Origin of the sequence: Saccharicrinis aurantiacus (assembly GCF_001660705.2) — a bacterium.
In the GTDB taxonomy this organism is placed as follows: domain Bacteria; phylum Bacteroidota; class Bacteroidia; order Bacteroidales; family Marinilabiliaceae; genus Saccharicrinis; species Saccharicrinis aurantiacus.
Genome location: NZ_LYBV02000001.1, coordinates 277,593 through 297,915, shown reverse-complemented (window position 1 = coordinate 297,915; position 20,323 = coordinate 277,593). Strand labels below are relative to the sequence as shown.

General features: G+C 35.3%; 16 protein-coding genes. 4 read left to right on the top strand and 12 right to left on the bottom strand.

What is annotated here, in order from left to right:
• Positions 1-415: 415 nt before the first annotated feature.
• The 5 genes from A8B35_RS01140 to A8B35_RS01120 form a co-directional block, all read right to left on the bottom strand.
• Positions 416-1,225, bottom strand: a complete 810-nt coding sequence (locus tag A8B35_RS01140; protein WP_222844075.1) for an RluA family pseudouridine synthase — start codon at positions 1,223-1,225, stop codon at positions 416-418.
• An 83-nt stretch (positions 1,226-1,308) separates the two neighbouring features.
• Positions 1,309-2,541 carry a tRNA 2-thiouridine(34) synthase MnmA gene (gene mnmA, locus A8B35_RS01135; RefSeq protein ID WP_075601755.1) on the bottom strand — a complete coding sequence of 411 codons (1,233 nt, stop codon included), beginning with the start codon at positions 2,539-2,541 and terminating at the stop codon, positions 1,309-1,311.
• A gap of 153 nt (positions 2,542-2,694) precedes the next feature.
• Positions 2,695-3,036, bottom strand: a complete 342-nt coding sequence (locus A8B35_RS01130) for a TM2 domain-containing protein (RefSeq protein WP_075601754.1) — start codon at positions 3,034-3,036, stop codon at positions 2,695-2,697.
• Between the two features lie 81 nt (positions 3,037-3,117).
• Positions 3,118-3,441, bottom strand: coding sequence for a DUF2752 domain-containing protein (locus tag A8B35_RS01125; RefSeq protein ID WP_075601753.1), 324 nt, complete (start codon positions 3,439-3,441; stop codon positions 3,118-3,120).
• A gap of 16 nt (positions 3,442-3,457) precedes the next feature.
• Positions 3,458-5,122: a nucleoside kinase gene (locus tag A8B35_RS01120; RefSeq protein WP_075601752.1), complete on the bottom strand. Its 1,665-nt coding sequence runs from the start codon at positions 5,120-5,122 to the stop codon at positions 3,458-3,460.
• A 243-nt stretch (positions 5,123-5,365) separates the two neighbouring features.
• Between A8B35_RS01120 and mnmA (A8B35_RS01115) the strand changes: the two genes are divergently transcribed.
• Positions 5,366-6,439 carry a tRNA 2-thiouridine(34) synthase MnmA gene (gene mnmA, locus A8B35_RS01115; protein WP_075601751.1) on the top strand — a complete coding sequence of 358 codons (1,074 nt, stop codon included), beginning with the start codon at positions 5,366-5,368 and terminating at the stop codon, positions 6,437-6,439.
• Between the two features lie 73 nt (positions 6,440-6,512).
• Here mnmA (A8B35_RS01115) and A8B35_RS01110 read toward each other — a convergent pair whose 3' ends face one another.
• The 6 genes from A8B35_RS01110 to proS all read right to left on the bottom strand — a co-directional run bounded on the left by A8B35_RS01110 (position 6,513) and on the right by proS (position 14,144).
• The gene (locus A8B35_RS01110; protein ID WP_075601750.1) at positions 6,513-7,235 is read right to left on the bottom strand and encodes a carboxypeptidase-like regulatory domain-containing protein; all 723 of its coding nucleotides are present in this window, start codon (positions 7,233-7,235) and stop codon (positions 6,513-6,515) included.
• Positions 7,236-7,744: 509 nt separating this feature from the next.
• Positions 7,745-9,073 (bottom strand): tRNA lysidine(34) synthetase TilS, encoded by a 1,329-nt coding sequence (gene tilS, locus A8B35_RS01105; RefSeq protein WP_075601749.1) that lies wholly within the window; start codon positions 9,071-9,073, stop codon positions 7,745-7,747.
• Positions 9,074-9,097: 24 nt separating this feature from the next.
• The gene (locus A8B35_RS01100) at positions 9,098-10,384 is read right to left on the bottom strand and encodes an anthranilate synthase component I family protein (protein WP_075601748.1); all 1,287 of its coding nucleotides are present in this window, start codon (positions 10,382-10,384) and stop codon (positions 9,098-9,100) included.
• A 111-nt stretch (positions 10,385-10,495) separates the two neighbouring features.
• Positions 10,496-11,131, bottom strand: coding sequence for a peroxiredoxin (locus tag A8B35_RS01095; RefSeq protein WP_075601747.1), 636 nt, complete (start codon positions 11,129-11,131; stop codon positions 10,496-10,498).
• Between the two features lie 157 nt (positions 11,132-11,288).
• Positions 11,289-12,521, bottom strand: coding sequence for a peptidase T (pepT, locus tag A8B35_RS01090; RefSeq protein WP_075601746.1), 1,233 nt, complete (start codon positions 12,519-12,521; stop codon positions 11,289-11,291).
• Between the two features lie 147 nt (positions 12,522-12,668).
• A complete protein-coding gene (gene proS / locus A8B35_RS01085; RefSeq protein WP_075601745.1) occupies positions 12,669-14,144 on the bottom strand; it encodes a proline--tRNA ligase in 1,476 nt (491 codons plus the stop codon).
• A 384-nt stretch (positions 14,145-14,528) separates the two neighbouring features.
• Between proS and A8B35_RS01080 the strand changes: the two genes are divergently transcribed.
• Both A8B35_RS01080 and A8B35_RS01075 read left to right on the top strand, forming a co-directional pair.
• On the top strand, positions 14,529-15,902 hold the full coding sequence (locus A8B35_RS01080; RefSeq protein ID WP_075601744.1) for a hypothetical protein: 1,374 nt from the start codon (positions 14,529-14,531) through the stop codon (positions 15,900-15,902).
• Positions 15,903-15,925: 23 nt separating this feature from the next.
• Entirely contained in the window at positions 15,926-17,428 is a 1,503-nt protein-coding gene (locus tag A8B35_RS01075) for an OmpP1/FadL family transporter (RefSeq protein WP_075601743.1), read from the top strand.
• Positions 17,429-17,506: 78 nt separating this feature from the next.
• On the opposite strand, the gene lpdA is transcribed toward A8B35_RS01075, so the two are convergent.
• Complete coding sequence (gene lpdA / locus A8B35_RS01070) at positions 17,507-18,898, bottom strand: dihydrolipoyl dehydrogenase (RefSeq protein ID WP_075601742.1); 1,392 nt, start codon at positions 18,896-18,898, stop codon at positions 17,507-17,509.
• Between the two features lie 325 nt (positions 18,899-19,223).
• On the opposite strand from lpdA, the gene A8B35_RS01065 reads away from it, so the two are divergent.
• On the top strand, positions 19,224-20,300 hold the full coding sequence (locus A8B35_RS01065; protein ID WP_075601741.1) for a DUF1573 domain-containing protein: 1,077 nt from the start codon (positions 19,224-19,226) through the stop codon (positions 20,298-20,300).
• Positions 20,301-20,323: the final 23 nt, after the last annotated feature.

Genomic DNA, 20,323 nt, shown 5'->3' with positions numbered 1-20,323 from the left:
AAGAGTGGTAAATATTCCATTTAAAAAAGAAATGCCCATTGTATATTAATACTATAGTCTGGTTTATACAGCATTAATCAAATCATTAAGGTGCGGATACAACTTGCCCTTAATGTTAAATGTATACACAAAATGCAAATGAAGCTTGCCCTTGAGTTAACAAGGCATATTCAACAAAAAAGGTACTTGCCCTTAATGTAAATAAATGCCTAAAGTTGAAATGAGCCTTGCCCTTGAGTTAACAAGGCATATTTAGCAAAAAAAGTGCTTGCCCTTAATGTAAACGCATGCCTAAAGTTGAAATGAGCCCTGCCCTTGAGTTAACAGGCATATTTAACAAAAAAAGGTACTTGCCCTTAATGTAAATGAGCCCTTACAGCTTAAACTAGCTTGCCTACGGACTTTATTTGATGCCTTATGGCTCAATTTCCGTAAATATCTTACTAAACTTTGCGTGTATTGGTGCCGATATGCTGAGTGCTTCATCACTAATGGGGTGTTTAAACTCAATTTTATGCGCATGCAAGTATAAACCCTTCCCCTTAAGGGCTAAATTTTCCTTGGCATAAAGTAAGTCGCCCAAAATAGGATTACCAATATGTAACATATGCTTGCGCAACTGATGCCTTCTGCCTGTATGCGGCTCTAACTGAACCAAATTCAATTGCGCAAAACGAGGCGATGCTACACTTTGAATCACTTTGTAAGTGGAGTGCGAGGGCTTCTCGTCCACCGGCTCTTTTATTTCGGCATATGCAGATGGCATTGCTCCAATGGTGATGGCTAAATAGTATTTCTGAATTTCTTTGTGCTCAAACATCTTACTGAGCGCAATTACCATGCTCGCCGTTTTTGCAACTATCAGAACTCCGCTAGTGGGATAATCCAGTCGGTGCACCGGTTGTGCTCTGTTTAAAGCATCTGATAAATTACTTTTTGAAATGTGATTGGATAGAGCATTTTCGAGCGTCCACTTTTTATTGCCACTTACCTCAATGCCTGCAGGTTTATTAATTACAGCAAAATATTCATCTTGAAAAAGAACCTGGAGGGGAATATCAATTACTGGTTTGGGTTTGGATAATAAGGGTTCGAGCAGTTGAATACGCTCGCCACCGCTAACAAAATCGGATGTTTTTCCAATTTTACCATTCAATAGAACTTGATTCCTCTTGATGGCTTTTTTTATCCCACTATTAGTGGGATAACTTTTAAACCTACCCAAAACATATTCAGATAAACGCTGCTTATCTGATAATATTTCAACTATGTGGGTTTCTATTATATTTTGTTTCGAAGCTTCGATAATTACGAGATTACACCTGAACCTATCAACTCATCCTCAACATACCAAGCAGCAAACTGACCCGGAGCAATACCTCGCTGTGGCTGATCAAATACCACATACATACCATCCTCACGGCGATGAATGATACCCTCCTGCAAAGGCTGACGATAACGAATTCGTATTTGTAATCTTCGACTTTCTCCAACTTTTAATTTTTCGTCAGGGCGAATCCAATGCAACTCATCTTTATCAACCTTTAAAACTTGTCGGTATAAACCTGGGGTTTGCTTACCCATACCAACGTATATTTGATTGTAATCGATATTTGTACCTATAATAAAAAGCGGCTCAGGAAAACCACCAATATTTAAACCCTTACGCTGACCAATAGTATAAAAATGTGCACCTCCGTGCTCACCAACTTTTTTACCATATTTAGGATGAAACATAAAAGGCTTCGATAACTCTTCTAATACCTCATCAGTAGGGTTATCAATTGCTTGTTGCCAATCTCTTTTGTAAAGATCAGAATCATTATCAATTAAAAAAACCTTCCCTTTTTTAGAAGTTAACTTCTGCTGCAAAAATACAGGCAAGTCAACCTTACCCACAAAACAAATTCCTTGTGAGTCTTTTTTATGCGCTGTAATTAAGTTCAACTCATTGGCAATTCTACGTACTTCGGGCTTTACAATATCTCCAACAGGAAACAATGCCTTAGACAATTGCTGCTGCGATAACTGACAAAGGAAATAACTCTGGTCTTTATTGGTATCGCTACCTGCCAATAAACGATGGTATTCTTGTCCATCTTTCATAATGGTTTCCTTACGACAATAGTGACCAGTAGCTACATAATCAGCACCTAATTCAAAGGCTTTATCTAAAAAAACATCAAACTTAATTTCTCTATTACAAAGCACATCGGGGTTTGGCGTTCTACCTTTCTCGTACTCGCTAAACATATAATCGACCACACGCGCTCTGTACTGCTCACTTAAATCGACAAAGTGAAAAGGAATATCGAGTTTTTTGGCTACTGACATGGCATCAAAACGATCTTCAAGCCATGGGCAATCCGACTCAAGCAAACCAGTTGTATCGTGCCAGTTTTTCATAAACAAGCCTATAACTTCGTACCCCTGCTCCTTAAGCACGTACGCTGCAACACTTGAATCAACACCACCTGATAAACCTATAACTACCTTCTTCTTTTCCATGAACTTTACTTCTTTATTCTGATAATAAGCCATTAACAAACCAATACAATATGTACCTATTTGAGAATTAGCGCACAAAGATACAATAATTGAACCAATTACAATCAGCAAGCTATATAAAAGAAAAAGCTTGCTCTAGAATACTAGCAGCAAGCTTTTTATTATCTTTTAAAAATAAGGATACTATTATTGAAGGTATGCAGCTACTTCCATGGCCGACTTTTGGTTAACCTCCAATGCCAATGTTTTATGATTTACTAAATCTACAATTGTTCCTATAAAACACAAACCTCCTGTAAAGAAATACAATAATCCCATTCCAATTTGATTTGCATAAAAACGATGAATGCCTGAAAAACAAACAAATCCGGCTAAAGCCAATAACAAAAATGTTTGTGGATCTTTTCTGCGTACACGATACACATTAGCAAAACTTTTAATTTGCTCATCGTCTTTGTCTTTTAACAAGTTATCTATGAACAGAGCTTCTTCTAGATCAACTTCAGGTAATAAGTTAATAATTTTCATGTTTTTTTTTAATTGTTTAAAGTCCGCATAAAACAACCCAAACTTAAATACAAGCACCAACAAGTGCTCAATGGCTTAGAATTATTTCACGATGGTCTGTTTATTTATAAATAATGGGTTCTGCCTAAAAATAATAAAAATACGATACAATAACATAAGAATTGCAAAAGCTCCCAAGGGATGATAACTAAAGGCTTGCAAAAAATCGCCTCTTAATGTACTCGATATGGAATGGCCGATACCACAACCCGGACAAAAGTCGAAACCTAAATTGCTTAATAAACAAAAGGTATAATGCTGCTCTGCCGTCGGATCCATATTAGCCAAACTTATTAGAGCTACTATCCAAATCAGTGCTTCAAGGTGAAAGCGCTTAGGTGTAAATTGCAGGTTACTTAATGTCATCTTTGGTGATTATTTACTAGTAAGAAAAACTACTACCCCCTAAAAACTCTCTTATTATAGAAGTGGGAGGGATGTTCTTCTCTGCCATCTGCTTAAAATAACTAAAAAAATAAAGCAGTCTGTTAGCCTCAGCAAATTCAGCTTTATTATTTTCTACCTCTAACAATATAGGCTCGGCATAATGCTTTAAAATTGATAACTCATACAACAAAGCTGTATTAAACATCACATCGGCTTCTTCTTGATAAGGGAAGATATGTTTTTCTTCTCCCCTTCGAACACTTTGCCATCTTGAAATGGTATCTGCCGCAGAATAATTTCGATACCTATAATCTCTTACTATTCGTCTGATTAATCTATTGTCTGTAGTAGGTATCCTATTATGGTCATCAATATTAATAGCCGTTAAAGCAGATACGTATATTTTAAATTTATGACTATCCTTAATTGAGTGTGTTAACTGAGGATTTAAACCATGAATCCCCTCAACCACAAGAATTTCCCCTTCGTGTAGCTGCATTTTTGTACCATCGTAAAAACGTTTTCCTGTTTCAAACGAAAATTTAGGCACTTCAATCTCATCGCCCTTAAGAAGACTACTTAGATCGGCATTGAATTGTTCTACATCAATGGCTTCTAGTGCTTCAAAATCAAACTCGCCATTTTCATCAAGTGGCGTGGCTTCTCTATCTACAAAATAATCATCCAACGACAGGTTCTTAGGGCGTAAGCCATTTACCATTAGCTGAACAGCAAGCCTTTTGCTAAAAGTTGTTTTACCGCTAGACGAAGGTCCACTTATTAAAATAATCTTCACCTCTTCTTTTCGCTCGGCTACTTTATCTGCAATCTGGCCAATCTTCTTTTCATGAAAAGCTTCAGACACTTTAATTAAAGTCTCAGAATCACCATTTCTCGAAAGCGCATTAAGATCATTGATATTTGTGATATTCAAAACCTTATTCCAATGGCTATACTCCTGAAATATCTCAAACATCTTATTCTGAATCACCAAAGGCTCCACCTCTTCTGGCGAGAAACGCTGTGGTAATAACAACAAAATTCCTTTATAATATTTTTGTAAATCAAATACTTTCAAATACCCTGTGGAAGGAACCAAATGGCCATAATAGGAAGCCGCCTTTTCTTCTAATGTATAGTAAGTTGAATAACTTTGTCCTCGGCTGGTAATTAAACCAGCTTTATCAATAAATCCTTCTTCAACAAAGATATCTCTAACAGTACTTGCTTCTTCTTCAATACACTGAAAAGGGATATTGCGCTTCACCAAATTACGCATACACTCGTATACTTCAGCTACTTTTTCAATATCAAGTTCATCGGTGTTAGCCAACTTACAATACACCCCTTTGGATACGGAATGCTCAATTCGCAACTTAGCACCTGGAATGGTTTTTTCCAAGGCCACAAATAATAGAAACGATAAACTACGTATATACATACGCATCCCATCAGGATGTGTTATATCAATAAACTCAATTGTTTTAGGATGAAAGAGCTCGTAATCTAATCGCTCTAACCTATTATTAACTAATGCCCCCAGTATATCACTTTGTAGTGTAATATTTTCTCTGTTAGCGATCTCTTTTAATGTTATTCCACGATCAAGCTCAATATAATTATTACTATTGATGCACTTTACTCTTATATTCCTTGCCATAGTTTAAATCATTTCAGTTCAGAAAAACTTTAGAAAAGCAAATTACATAATTTTAGATAGTAAACGGGCAGCTTTGGCATAATTATATCGGTATAAGAACATATATGCCGCTAAACTTTCGCAAAATAAAAGAGCTTTGTACTTTTGCCCATCAAAGCTTTACTGACTGATGAAATAATTAAATCACAGTAAAGGGTAGTTGTAAATAATACCAGGTATCTGGATTTTACTAATTTTAGAGAGATGAGAAAAAGGGTTTTATTGGGTATGAGTGGTGGAGTGGATAGTTCGATGTGTGCATGGTATTTGCAACAAATGAACTTTGAGGTAGTGGGTATCACCTTTAACACACTTTCGCCTCTTTCTTCAGAAAAGTCAACTCAGTTTATTCAGGATGCCAAAGATTTGGCAGCCAAACTAAAAATTGAACATCACACCATTGATGTTTATGATGATTTTAAACGCGAAATTATTGACTACTTTGTTGATGAATATGCTGCAGGACGCACACCAAACCCTTGTGTACGTTGCAACGTAACCATCAAATGGAAGCTTCTTTTAGAATATGCTGCCACATATAATTGTGATAAAATTGCTACGGGCCATTACGTTGATATTGCTGTACGCAATGAGTTCTATCACATCAAAAAAGGTCAGGATCCTAGTAAAGACCAATCGTACTTTCTATGGAACTTATCGCAAGAGATATTAAGTCGCTGTGTTTTTCCCTTGGCTAAGTACAATAAAAAGGAAGTGAAATTGAAAGCTGCGGAACTAGGTTTTGCACGTGTATCTACAAAAAAAGAAAGCATGGGTGTGTGCTTTTTACAGGGCGAAGATTACCGAGATTACATTAAAACTAATAAACCAGAAAGTACGGGAAATATACCCGGCTGCATTGTTAATGAAGCTGGAGAAAAGATTGGCACACATGAAGGAGTGGCCCATTATACTATTGGACAAAAAAGAGGTTTAAACCTTGAGAAAAACCATGGAGAATACGTAGCCAAAATTAATGCCAACGAAAATACGCTTATCACATCGCCTAAAAATAAACTCATGTCTGATTCCATTATCATTGATGATTTTATGAGCTGTGATCCGAACTACTTTAACAGTGAACAAAAAGCCGATGCGCGTATTAGAGGATTAGATGCTGTAGCTCCAACACCATGCACTATTAATAAGGTAGAGAATAAACTACATATTAAATTTTCTGAACTAGTTTGGGCTCTCACTCCCGGACAATCGGTGGTTTTTTATGAGAATGATATTGTTATGGGTGGTGGCTTTGTGAATGAGGTGGAATTTAAATGAGAGTAATAGACATAAAAAACCCGATAAGTAAGATTACTTATCGGGTACCCTCCAACAGAATATTTAAAGCTCCTTAATTATACCATTTATAAAAACTGATGTTTCTTTCATTATAATCCGCATCTTCCTCTACGTAAAATCCATATTGCTCTATATATTCAACGTCACCTTCAGTCTTATATAAAAACACATAATAAAGTAAACCATTATCTTTCTGAAATGGGATACCACTAATTGTAACAACCCCATCATTATTTGTTTTACCAGTCAATTTGGCCATACCCTTTAACCAAGAAATAGTTCTATCTTCTGAATCTAGATCCCAATACTTATCATCTACCTTACTTGTTAATACAATCACCTCAGTATTTGAAATTGGAACATATTCATACTCATACTTGTCCTCATTATAAACTTCAGTTGTAAAAGTTAATTTAGCTTCTGTTACATTAGATAATGGATCTAGAACAACCTCTTTACCTTTATTTGCAATCACCTGCGTTACTATATTATCTGTATAAACAAGATTGTCTTTTTCGTAGACTGCACTTACATTGTATGTACCTTCTAATAGATCACCTACGTTGTAAGTACCTTTTTCATCTGTAGAGTCGTTTAATAATTCACCATCCCAATTATTAACAAAAAAGTTAGTATTAGGTAAAACCTCACCTGCAGTATCAACAGTTTTTACTTTAAGAGTACCTGCGTTGTTAATGTTAATGTTTAAATCGTCTTTCTTACAAGAAGAAAAAAATGCTACTGCGCATGCTAAAAAAAATAATTGTTTTTTCATTACAAAAATGTTTAGTGTTAAATGGCCTTAGATAGCCTAATTTTAAAAAGGAGGCAAACATAACATTTTATATAATACAATACAAAAAATACATGACTATTATCATATTATTATCAAGCAGGTATTCATACGAAACACATAATCAATGGTTAAAAGAACTAATTATTTACAAAACGCTTTTAACCTTATGGCAAGCTTAAAAAGAATGATATATCTAGAGTGTTAAAATAATCCACTATTGATTTTATTACCAAAACGAACTGAGTTATACGCGCAGTAGGGATAGGAACGACAGTAGATATTACTATAGGATAGCTAATCTTTACTAGATGGCTTTTCCTAATGCTAAGGCACCAACTTACTGGCTTTATACCAAGTGGTAGCCCTTTATGGTTTGGGTTTAGGCAGCTTTAAGTGGCGGATGCGACCGCAGGAAGCCCACGCACCGACCATATAAAAGCTGACAACCAAAGTATCTACTATAGTGGAAAGCCCGTTAAACTGCCCTGTTAATTAATTTGAAAGGTAATTACACGTTTTGTTTTAGCGGTAATTTTATATCTATCATCTCCTCTATCGCCAATAATCCAAATAATATCATCTCCTGATAGCAACAACCAAGCATCTTCTTTTTGCTTAAGAGAGTATTTTTGATCAATAAAGAAGTCACTTAGTTTTTTAAAGTTCTTCATACCCAAAGGACGAAACTGATCGCCATGTTTCCAACGCCTCACAGTAAGAGGGTATTCTAGTAAATCGGCATCAAACTGACCAATGGTTGAATCTTTTTTAATAGTATAATCGGCTGCTTCAATATTTGAGTTAATATCAATTTGGAGTGGATCAGTTATGGATTTTACCGAACTGTCAATAAAGAAAAGCGACTCGTCGATACCTTCTTCTTTTGGTAAAACGATAATATTGAAACGATCGATGATTAAACGATGTGTGCGCGAAAAAAATTGTTTACCTGAACTTTTAGTATTGAGGCAAGTGGCAATTTCTTTTATTTGACTGCTATTAAAAGTAAGTGGTTTTAGCAAATCGAATAAAAATAACAGCAAATGGTCTAATTCATTTAAGTGCTTGCGAGAGATGAGCATTTCGCCGTCTTGATCAACTACAATTCGGTTGCGAATAGCCTCTACTGAAGAATCTTTTATAGCTTCTACTTGTGACAGAACATCCATATTTTGCATCATGGTTTCGGCAAATGACGGATTGATTTGTTTGAACAGAGGGAGAATCTTATTTCTTATTTTATTTCGTGTATACACCGACTCAAGATTACTAGAGTCAGTGACATATTGAATATGTTCTTGCTTACAAAATTCCTCGATCTGAGTGCGTGTAAAGGTCAATAAAGGACGAATAATATTCCCAACTTTTGGCTTGATACCCGTTAAACCTTTAATACCTGTACCGCGCGTTAGGTTTAAAAAAAAGGTTTCGATACTATCATCTTTATGGTGGCCTGTGGCTATATAGTTGGCTCCCTCATTTTCTATTAATTTATTAAACCAAGCATATCGAAGGTCGCGGGCAGCCATTTCAATTGAAACTTTATGTGTTGCTGCATATTCTTTAGTTTCAAAATGCTCTACATATAATTTAATACCTCGATGTTCGCATTGAGTGCGCACAAAATCTTCGTCTGCATCAGATTCCGAGCCTCGCAAATTAAAGTTACAATGCGCTGCGATAACAGGAATATTGGCTTTCGACAATAGATGCAACAATACCATAGAATCAGCCCCACCACTTAAGGCAACTAATACTTTAGCGGAGTCTTTAACTTGGCACGACTCATGGATATATTTTTTAAACTGCTGTAACACCTTCTGAAAATTTTATTGGTAAAACTACTTAGCACGCAACACTTCAAATATAGCTTTTGCTTTTAACAGACACTCTTCATATTCCTCTACAGGATTGCTTTTTGCGGTAATGGCACTTCCTACCATAAAAGATAAATATTCTTGAGCACTATTGTATAATATACTTCGGATAATTACATTGAAATCAAAATCTTGATTAGGTGTGATGTACCCCATAGCACCTGAGTAGGCCCCACGCTTAGTTTCTTCGTACTTCTCAATTAATTTGGTTGCTCTTAATTTTGGAGCGCCAGTCATTGAGCCCATTGGGAAAGTGGCCTTAATTACATCGAATGCAGTATTAGAATGATTAAGTTTTGCAGATACCGTTGATATCATTTGAAACACCTGCTTGAAGGGATAAATTCCGCACAATTCATCAACTTTCACACTTCCTCGTTCTGCTATTTTTGATAAATCATTACGCACTAAATCCACAATCATTATATTTTCTGATTGCTCCTTAATGCTTTCTTTTAGTTTCGACTTATTCGCCTTATCTACCTCAATATCTGCAGATCTTTTTGCTGTACCTTTTATTGGCTGAGTAATAACCTGCTGAGCTCGTTTACAAATATACCTTTCGGGCGATGCACAAATTATATGCTTATCCTTCATTTTAAAAAATGAAGAGAAAGGTGTTGGCGATACTGAATGTAATGACTTATAAATTGAAAATGGATCTATTTTAGTGTGCTCAGCATAAAACTCCATACAGTAATTCATCTCATAGATATCTCCTCGATGAATATGATCTAAAACTCCTTTAACTGATTTTAAATAAGCAGTTTTATTTACTCGCTGTTTTATTTTGATAGATTTATTTTCATGCTCCTCAGTAACTACATTCTTTATTTCATCAATAATCGAGAGTACCTGAGCTTCTGTATCACAATCGTCTAAATATGAAAATTGCCAACTATTGCTATTACATAAAAACAAAAATCGTGGTTGAAAAAAGCTGGTATTCTCAAACTGTAAACCATCGTGATTAACCGAGTATATATGCTCTAATTCATTTTTTAAATCATAGGCAAGGTATCCTAAAGCCCAATCGCCTAAATCAAAAGCTTCTTTTACTTTCTGTAATCCGCCGGTGAACGTTTGCAATGCTTCAAAACCCGCAATAAAATCATATGCAGAATAACTTTGTGATGATTTATAATTGCAACTATCATATATAGCAGAAATCTGATGTTTTTTAAGATAAAACAAAAGTTGTTTTTTGAACTGTTCAGAGTCTTTAACTATAAAAGAAACATATTTACGCATGCCGCAAATTTACTTAAAAATGGAGTTGGCACAATAGTTATGCAAATTGAATGCATAAAAAAAGCACCTACTGTAAAGTAGATGCTTTAATATGTATTTAAGATTATCTAATTAGTCTCTTTTTCCTAAATAATCTGAGATTCCTTCTTGTGAAGCTGTTAAACCTTCATCTCCTTTATGCCAATCAGCAGGACAAACTTCTCCATTTTCTTCGAAGAATTGTAAAGCATCAATCATACGTAAAGTTTCATCAACGCTACGGCCTAATGGCATATCGTTAACTACTTGATGACGAACATCACCAGCTTTATCAATTAAGAAAAGACCGCGGTAAGCCATTGGTGTTCCTTCAAACACAGTTGCTCCTTCTTCGTCATAATCGTACTCACCAGCTAACACATCATAGTTTAAAGAGATAGTCATTGCATTATCAGCAACTAAAGGGAACTTAACTCCTTTGATACCACCTTCTTTTTTCTCAGTTTGTAACCACTTCCAGTGAGAGAAAGCAGAATCAACAGATACACCAACTACTTGAGTATCTCTTTTTTCAAACTCAGCAATTTTATCTTGGAAAGCAATAATTTCTGTCGGACAAACAAATGTAAAATCAGCTGGGTAAAAGAAAAGAATTACGTTCTTTTTACCTACGAATTGCTCAAGAGAAAATTTCTCAACCATTTCTCCACCATTTACAACTGCTTCTGCACTAAATACAGGGGCTTTTTTTCCTACTAATACTGCCATAATTTCTATTTATTATTTTGTTTGTTAAATCTGTTCATTGTTTAATTACACTTCTCAAACAACACTATTTTGAAAATGTTTTTGCGAAATTCACTTTTTTAATAAAAAAATAAAGTCCTGAAATTATACCTCAACAAATCAACAAAATACACTGAAATTATTTTTGTGGTTGCACCGATAAATCAATAATTTTTAAAATAACTTCTACTGCTTTTTCCATACTTTGCAGTGGTACAAATTCGAAACGCCCATGGAAATTATGACCTCCTGCAAAAATATTTGGTGTAGGAAGGCCCATATAAGATAATCTTGAACCATCCGTGCCACCTCTAATTGGTTTAACCAAGGGATCAACACCTACTAATTCCATAGCGAGTTTAGCACTTTCAACAATCTGAAAAACAGGCTCAATCTTTTCACGCATATTATAATATTGGTCGTTGATTTCTAACTCCACAGTGCCTGCACCATATTCTGCATTTACTTTATTTACAATATGCTGAAGTTCTTTTTTTCTATCTTCAAATCTATCCGCACGGAAATCTCTGATGATGTACGACATCTCTGTTTTTTCAACATCACCATTAAAATCCATTAAATGATAAAAACCTTCATATCCAGTTGTATGCTCAGGAGTTTCATGACGAGGTAGCATTGTAATAATTTGGTTGGCAATACGTATTGAATTACGCATTTTATTTTTTGCATAACCCGGATGAACCATTCTACCACGTACCGTGATTTTTGCACCCGCGGCATTAAAGTTTTCATATTCCAACTCCCCAATCTCTCCTCCATCAAGAGTATAGGCATATGATGCACCAAACTTTTTCACATCAAAATAATCAGCACCAGCACCTATTTCCTCATCAGGTGTAAATCCAATTCTGATATCACCATGTTTAATGTGTGGATTATTCATTAAATATTCAGCAGCGCTTACTATTTCTGTCACCCCGGCTTTGTCATCAGCTCCTAATAAAGTCGTTCCATCTGTTGTAATAATGGTTTGACCTTTGTAATTGTTAAGCTCTGGAAATTCAGATGGCGATAGGCGTATATTCTTTTCTTCATTAAGAACAATATCGCCTCCATCATAATCTTCAACGACTTGAGGATTTACATTACGACCCGAGAAATCAGGACTCGTATCCACATGTGCTATAAATCCAATTACGGGTATCTCAGCATTTATGTTCGATGGTATGGTTGCCATTACGTATCCATTTTCATCAATACTGGCATCACTTAAGCCAATAGCTTTTAGTTCCTCTACTAAATTTTCTGAAAATTTAAACTGATTGGGTGTTGAAGGAGTCAATCCGGTATTCGGATCAGACTGAGTGTCAATTTTTACGTATTTTAAAAATCTATCTAATATTGTTGTCATGATACAAACTATTATGTAATATTTATAAGGGGTTCGAATGTATTTCGATAAATGATTATATAAAATTACTTGTTTAAGTAAGAAAACAAAAAAGGGAACAACATAATCGTTGTTCCCTTGATAAATATCATGTAAGTTATGATACTATTAGTATGCTTTTGCAAATAAAACGCGTTGCTCTGAAGGTTTTCCTGAATAAACACAAACACCAGAAGTTTTATCTCCCTCCAAAGGAATACATCGAATGGTTGCTTTAGTTTCCTCTTTTATTTTCTGCTCCGTTTCAGAAGTTCCGTCCCAATGCGCTAGGATAAATCCACCTTTTTCTTCAAGAACACTCTTAAACTCCTCAAAGGTTTCAACCGGAGTTGTTTTCTCTGCTCTAAAATCTAAAGCTTTTTGGTAGATAGTTTCCTGAATCTGCTCCAATAAATCAGCAACGTACTCATCAACACCATCCATATTAACCACTTCTTTGGTTAAAGTATCTCTACGCGCAACCTCTACTGTTCCATTTTCTAAGTCGCGCATTCCAACAGCCAAACGCACAGGAACACCTTTCAGTTCGTATTGTGCAAATTTCCAACCTGGCTTACGATTATCAGAATCATCAAACTTAACTGATATACCTCTCTTTTTAAGATTCGCAACTACAACATCAACCTTTTCTGTAATTTTGGCTAAATCTTCTTCGCTTCTATAAATAGGAACAATGGCAACTTGAATTGGAGCCAATTTTGGAGGTAATACCAATCCATGATCATCAGAATGTGCCATTATTAAGGCACCCATCAAACGAGTTGAAACTCCCCATGACGATGCCCATACATAATCTTCATTACCCTCTTTAGTCGCAAATTTCACATCAAATGCTTTTGCAAAATTTTGTCCTAAAAAGTGAGATGTACCTGATTGTAATGCTTTACCATCCTGCATTAAAGCTTCGATAGTATAAGTATCTAAAGCACCTGCAAAACGTTCATTAGCTGTTTTTACTCCCTGTACAACAGGAACTGCCATGAAGTTTTGAGCAAAATCAGCGTATATTTGAATCATAGTCTGAGTTTCCTCAATAGCTTCTTGTTTTGTAGCATGTGCTGTATGACCTTCCTGCCATAAAAACTCAGCTGTACGCAAAAATAAACGCGTACGCATTTCCCAACGAACCACATTAGCCCATTGGTTACATTTTATAGGAAGATCTCTATAAGATTGGATCCAATTTTTATATGTATTCCAAATAATTGTTTCTGAAGTTGGACGAACTATTAATTCCTCCTCTAACTTGGCCTCTGGATCAACTACGACTCCTTTGCCATCAGGATCATTTTTTAAACGGTAATGAGTTACAACCGCACATTCTTTAGCAAAACCTTCAACGTGATCAGCCTCCTTGCTTAAGAAAGACTTAGGAATAAATAACGGAAAGTATGCATTCTCATGACCCGTTTCTTTAAACATACGGTCTAATTCTTGTTGCATTTTTTCCCAAATTGCATACCCATACGGTTTAATAACCATACATCCTCTTACTGCAGAATTTTCTGCTAAATCGGCTTTTGCAACTAACTCATTATACCACTGAGAATAGTCGACACTTCTTTTTGTTAATCCTTTTGCCATCTATGTAATAACTTATTATTTCAACATTTCTAATCAACTTTTGCAATCTATATGCAAATGCGAAAAATAAAGCACAAAGAAACAAAATTTAGCGCACTAATTAAACCTAAGTGTTATATAAAAACATATTGCCAACATGATTACTCTTCATCGGGCTAACAAAAAGTTTAATTTAGCTGAAAATTCACCTTTATCCCTCGGCAATGTATATACGTAAAATAAAAGTAAGATAGTAACAAGTACTTTAGGCAGTTTTTATTTTCAATTTAATATATTTACATCGTTCAATGCTATAAATAAAAACCAATAACTTTATGTGTATGGTATAATTATTGCATATAAACCAAATAAATCCTATTTTATTTGACCCAAAAACGAACGCTCATGAAAGTTAATTTCTATATATTATCCGTCATAACATTTACACTAGTAAGTGCTTGTTCATCTAGTTACAAATACTCTTCTGGGGTATATGATGATGATCTATATTATAATGCAAAGGATAAACCTGTAACTGTAGCGGAGTCATATTCTCCTTTGCCAAAACCAGACAGTGAATTAAAAAAAGAAGAAAATCGTAATTATTCACAGCTTCAAAATGAATACTATAGTTCTGATAGAGCTGAAGAAAATGAAGATTTAAGGGATTTTACTGCTATACAAAGCGAATATGCATCTATATTAAGTAATGATAGCATACAAGAAGTTGATTCACTTTTATATTACGATGATAATACGGGATATTGGGTAAATGAATTTAACGGATCGCAACAAGATAAAGATTACGCAGAAAGAATAGCTAGATTCCATGGTCCTATGGTCGGAATACCATATTGGTCACCTATGTATAACGATGTAATATTTAATAGTGGCTTTAATTATAATGTTTATGTGGATGGGGATTACGCTTATGTTTCGCCAGACTGGAATAATAGATATTATAATAATTGGCGCTATGGACCTACATCAAGCTGGGGCTTTTATGGAGGCTTCAATTACGGGTGGGGATATCCTGGCTATGGCTACGGTTACCCAAATTATGGATGGGGATATCCAGGTTACGGAATGGGATACCCGGGTTATGGATGGGGTTATCCTGGCTACGGATGGGGACACCCATATCCACCAATGTATGGAGGTGGAAATAATCTTATAGCAAGAGAAAGGGCTCCACGCTATTCTTCAGGATCAAGCCATGGCTCAAGAACATCAGGTACTGCTGCTACAAGAGGTAATAGAGTATCTACAGTTTCAAACAGCACGCGTACATCTTCAAGCACTCCATCAAGAGCTACAAGAAGTTCAAGTACGATGCAACAAACTAGGCAATCATCAAATACTACAGGAAGAGCAACTCGCGCTTCATATACTCCATCAAGTTCAGTAACAAGAACTAGCAATAGTAATGCAAATAGTAGTAAAGCCAGAGTAGGCTATACACCTACCTACACAAGAAGTTCGTCAACAAACTCAAGGAATACGCGTAGCACCTACAATACAAGGAGTTCAAAATCAGAAAGTACTACCACAAGAAATAATAGTTCAACAAGGCAAAGTAATAGTAATTACAACACTGGTAGTTCAAATAATTACCAACCTTCTCGCTCAAGCAGAAGTAGTAATACGAATAACTCTAATTCAAGTTATTCAAACCAAAGTAGATCTTCAAGCTACTCGAGTCCGAGTAGAAGCTCATACGGCGGTAGTTCTGGCGGATCATCAGGCGGATCTTCCGGTGGATCAAGAAGAAGTAGATAATAACTATGTAAAACCTAAACAGTATGATGAATAAAATAAAAACACTAGTGTTGTTATGCATTTTAAGTGTATCTGCATATTCACAAACATATTTAGATGCTTTAAGATATTCGCAACCTCAATACCAAGGTACTGCCCGATTTATGTCGATGGGAGGAGCCTTTGGTTCTTTAGGTGGAGATTATAGTGCTATTGGGGTTAACCCAGCTGGTATAGCAACATACCGCTCCTCTGAGTTTTCCTTTACTCCATCCTTAATCATAAACTCTACTGATGGTGATTTTAATGGTGGAGACATTACTACTGATGGGAAAACTACTTTTGCCATAAATCAAATTGGATATGTAGGCACCTTCAAGCCAATGCGCGAAGTTAAAAAAGGAATTGTTAGTACGCATTTTGCAATTGGATACAATAGAAATAATAATTTCAATTACAAATCAATGGCGTCCGCAGCTAATTATGGAAATTCAATGACAGATATGTTCATGATTAATGCCAACAATGGTAATTTTGATTATAGAACAGATCTTGCGAATAATACTTATTTGATTCCTTGGGTGGATGACAATTCTAATCCAAATGGAGGATATTATACGAACAACCTATACGGAGATGATACTGTTGATCAAACACGTATTCTTGAAAAAAGTGGTAACAGTAGTGACCTAAATATTTCAACGGGGGTAAATATCAGCAATGTTTTACAATTAGGTGCCTCCTTCAATTTTAATATGTTATCGTATAAGGAAAGGTCGAACTATTACGAACAATATGCACAAAGCAATGGAGAACCCCATCCTGATGTATTTTCTCAATACCGCATGTACGATTATTTAGATGTAAGAGGCAATGGCATTTCCTTAAAAGCAGGATTTATTCTTAAACCTTTACCATTTCTAAGAATAGGCGGATCTTTCCATTCCCCTACTTGGTACACAATAAATGAAGATTATGGAAGCCAAATTGACGCCGATTTCCATTCTCATCCATCAGAAAGCCAAAGAAGTGATTTTTATACAGATTATAAATTTACCTCTCCATTAAAAGCCATTGGTAGCGCATCTTTAATCATAAGTAAATTTGCCATATTGAGTTTTGATTATGAATACATAGATTACACTGCTGCTCAATTTAAAAGTACTACTAACGATTTTGGAGAGATTCAGTATTTAGATAATATCAATAAGGTAATTGAAGACACTTACACTCAATCTAATAATTTTAGAGCTGGTGTTGAAATACGATTTAATCCTCAATTTAGCTTAAGAGGTGGAGCTTCGCTTCAAGCCTCTCCATTTAAAGATGAACCTTATGATAATGAAATTAAAAGCTACACTGGTGGATTCGGGTACCGAGTAAATAATTTCTTTATTGACTTTGCTTACGTTTATTCTCAATATGGATTCAGCCAATACAATTACAATTGGGATACTGAGTACGATGAGGGTTTTGGTGCGCCAACTAAAGGAAATTATAATTCCACTGACCATTATGCTGTGATGACAATGGGTTGGAAATTCTAAATTGTTATGTAACTGCTATAATCAACAAAGGGTATTCATAAAAATGAATACCCTTTGTTGATATAATACTATTTAATTCTAAATATGAATAACTTCATCATAAGCAGCTGCGGCAGCCTCCATAATTGCTTCTGACATTGTTGGGTGCGGATGAATTGCCTTAACCAACTCATGACCTGTTGTTTCTAGTTTTTTAGCCACAACCAATTCCGCAATCATTTCTGTTACATTTGCTCCAATTAAGTGAGCTCCTAGTAACTCTCCATATTTTGCATCAAAAATTAGCTTCACAAAACCATCTTTATGACCAGCTGCACTTGCTTTTCCTGAGGCAGAGAATGGAAATTTACCAACCTTTAATTCATGCCCAGCTTCTTTAGCCGCTTTTTCTGTCATTCCAACAGAAGCAACCTCAGGTGTTGTATAGGTACAACCAGGTATGTTTCCATAATCAATTGCCTGAACCTTCTCTCCTGCAATTTTCTCAACACAAGTAATCGCCTCAGCAGATGCCACATGTGCTAAAGCCTGCCCCGGAACAATATCTCCAATCGCATATACTCCAGCAACAGAAGTTTGATAAAATGCGTCTACCTTAACCTTACCTTTCTCAACTACTACTCCTACTTCCTCAAGACCAATACCTTCAATATTTGGACTAATACCAACTGCAGAAAGCACCACATCAGCTTCATGAACTTCTTCGCCTTTTTTAGTTTTGATAGTTGCTTTAACTTTAGCACCACTTGTATCTACGCTCAATACCTCAGAAGAAACCATCACATTAATTCCAGACTTCTTAAATGATCTACCTAATTGCTTAGATACTTCTTCGTCTTCGAGTGGTACAATATTAGGAAGATACTCAACAAGAGTTACTTTTACACCAATTGAATTATAAAAGTAAGCAAATTCACTACCTATAGCACCAGAACCCACAACAATCATTGATTCAGGCTTTTTATCAAGCGTAAGTGCCTTTCTGTAACCTATAATTTTCTCACCATCCTGTGGTAAATTTGGCAACTCTCTACTACGTGCCCCAGTAGCTAATAGTATATTTTTTGCATTAACATCTTGTTTTGAGCCATCGTCTTTAGTAATCTCAAGAGTTTTACTATCCTTAAGTTTACCAAATCCATTGATAACATCTATCTTATTTTTCTTAAACAGAAACTGAATACCTTTACTCATTCCATCAGCAACACCTCTACTTCGCTTAACCATAGCGTCAAAGTCTGCCTTTGCCTCACCTTCAATTTTAATCCCATAATCTTCGGCATGTTGTAAATATTCGAATACCGATGCACTTTTAAGTAAAGATTTTGTAGGTATACACCCCCAATTCAAACAAATTCCACCTAGCTCAGCTCTTTCTACAACAGCTACTTTCATTCCTAATTGAGAAGCTCTAATGGCTCCAACATAACCTCCTGGGCCACTTCCTAGTACTACTAAATCGTATTGCATATTATTCTATTTGTAATTATTTTGATTAAAATGATTTCCTCATTTTTGGGATATCAATAAATTAACAATGTGTTTATAAAAAGGTTGATTGATTTAATAAAAAAGTCAGGAGATTTTATATTTCACTCCTAAATTAATCATAAGGTTTAGAGATCGCAATTTATATTTAAAAGTTAAACCTATTTAATTTTATTAGCAGAAAAAGTTAAAGAGATGCTAAAATACAATCTAGTAATTTGTTTTTCTGAAGCTTTTAGTAGATTTGTGTAACTAATTCAAAAAATTAACCTCTTTGAAATAAAAGGTATTAGAAAAATAAAATCATATGAAACACCTAATTTTAAGCCTAATGGCTTTATTTATTGTATCAACAACATGGGCACAGAGCGCTAAACCTTCATTCTCATTTAATAAAACGTTACACGATTTTGGTGCAATAAAAGAAGCTGATGGTAAAGTCTCTTACAAGTTTACCTTTAAAAACACTGGTGCTCAACCTTTAGTAGTACATAACGTAAGAGCCAGTTGTGGTTGCACAACTCCTGATTGGTCAAAGCAACCTATTGCTCCTGGTGCTAGTGGTTATGTGAAAGCTACTTTTGATCCGAAAAATAGACCTGGTAATTTTAACAAAACCATTACTGTTACTGCAAACACAGATCCTGGCAACACCGTTTTAAGAATTACAGGAAACGTACAACAGAGAGAAAAGACTTTAGCTGATATCTATCCAAGAGAACTTGGTCCTCTTAGGCTTAAAACATCTCACCTAAGCTTCACAAAAATCACTCCTCAAGGAAAAAAAACAGAGGAAATAGAAGTTATTAACGATTCTAAAGAGGCAATTAGTATATCTTTTGGTAGAGTACCTAATCACATCACGATAACTGCATCTCCTGCGAAATTAGCTCCAGGTCAGAAAGGAAAGTTTATTGCAAGTTACGATGCTTCTAAAAAACAAGACTGGGGTTTTGTTTACGATCAAATATTTGTGAACATCAATGATGAAGTTGACTATAAGAAACGTATTAGTATTAATGCTAACATTCAAGAAGACTTTGCTAATTGGACGGATGATCAGAAAGAAAATGCTCCTAAAATTAGCGTTGATAATAAAATATTTGATTTTGGCGAAATCAAACAGGGAGCCAAAGCAGAACATACATTTGTTATTACAAATAGCGGAAAATCAAACTTGATTATTCGTAAGGTTAAAGCATCTTGTGGATGTACAGCCGTTACTCCGGATAAAAAAGTAATTGGTCCTGGAGAAAGTACAAATGTGAAGGCTAGCTTTAACTCACAAGGAAAAACAGGTCGACAAAATAAGTCTGTAACTGTTATTACCAACGACCCTATGGCTAGTAATATATTACTTAGAGTACAAGGTAATGTTAACTAAAACATCTTTTAAAACATAGCTTA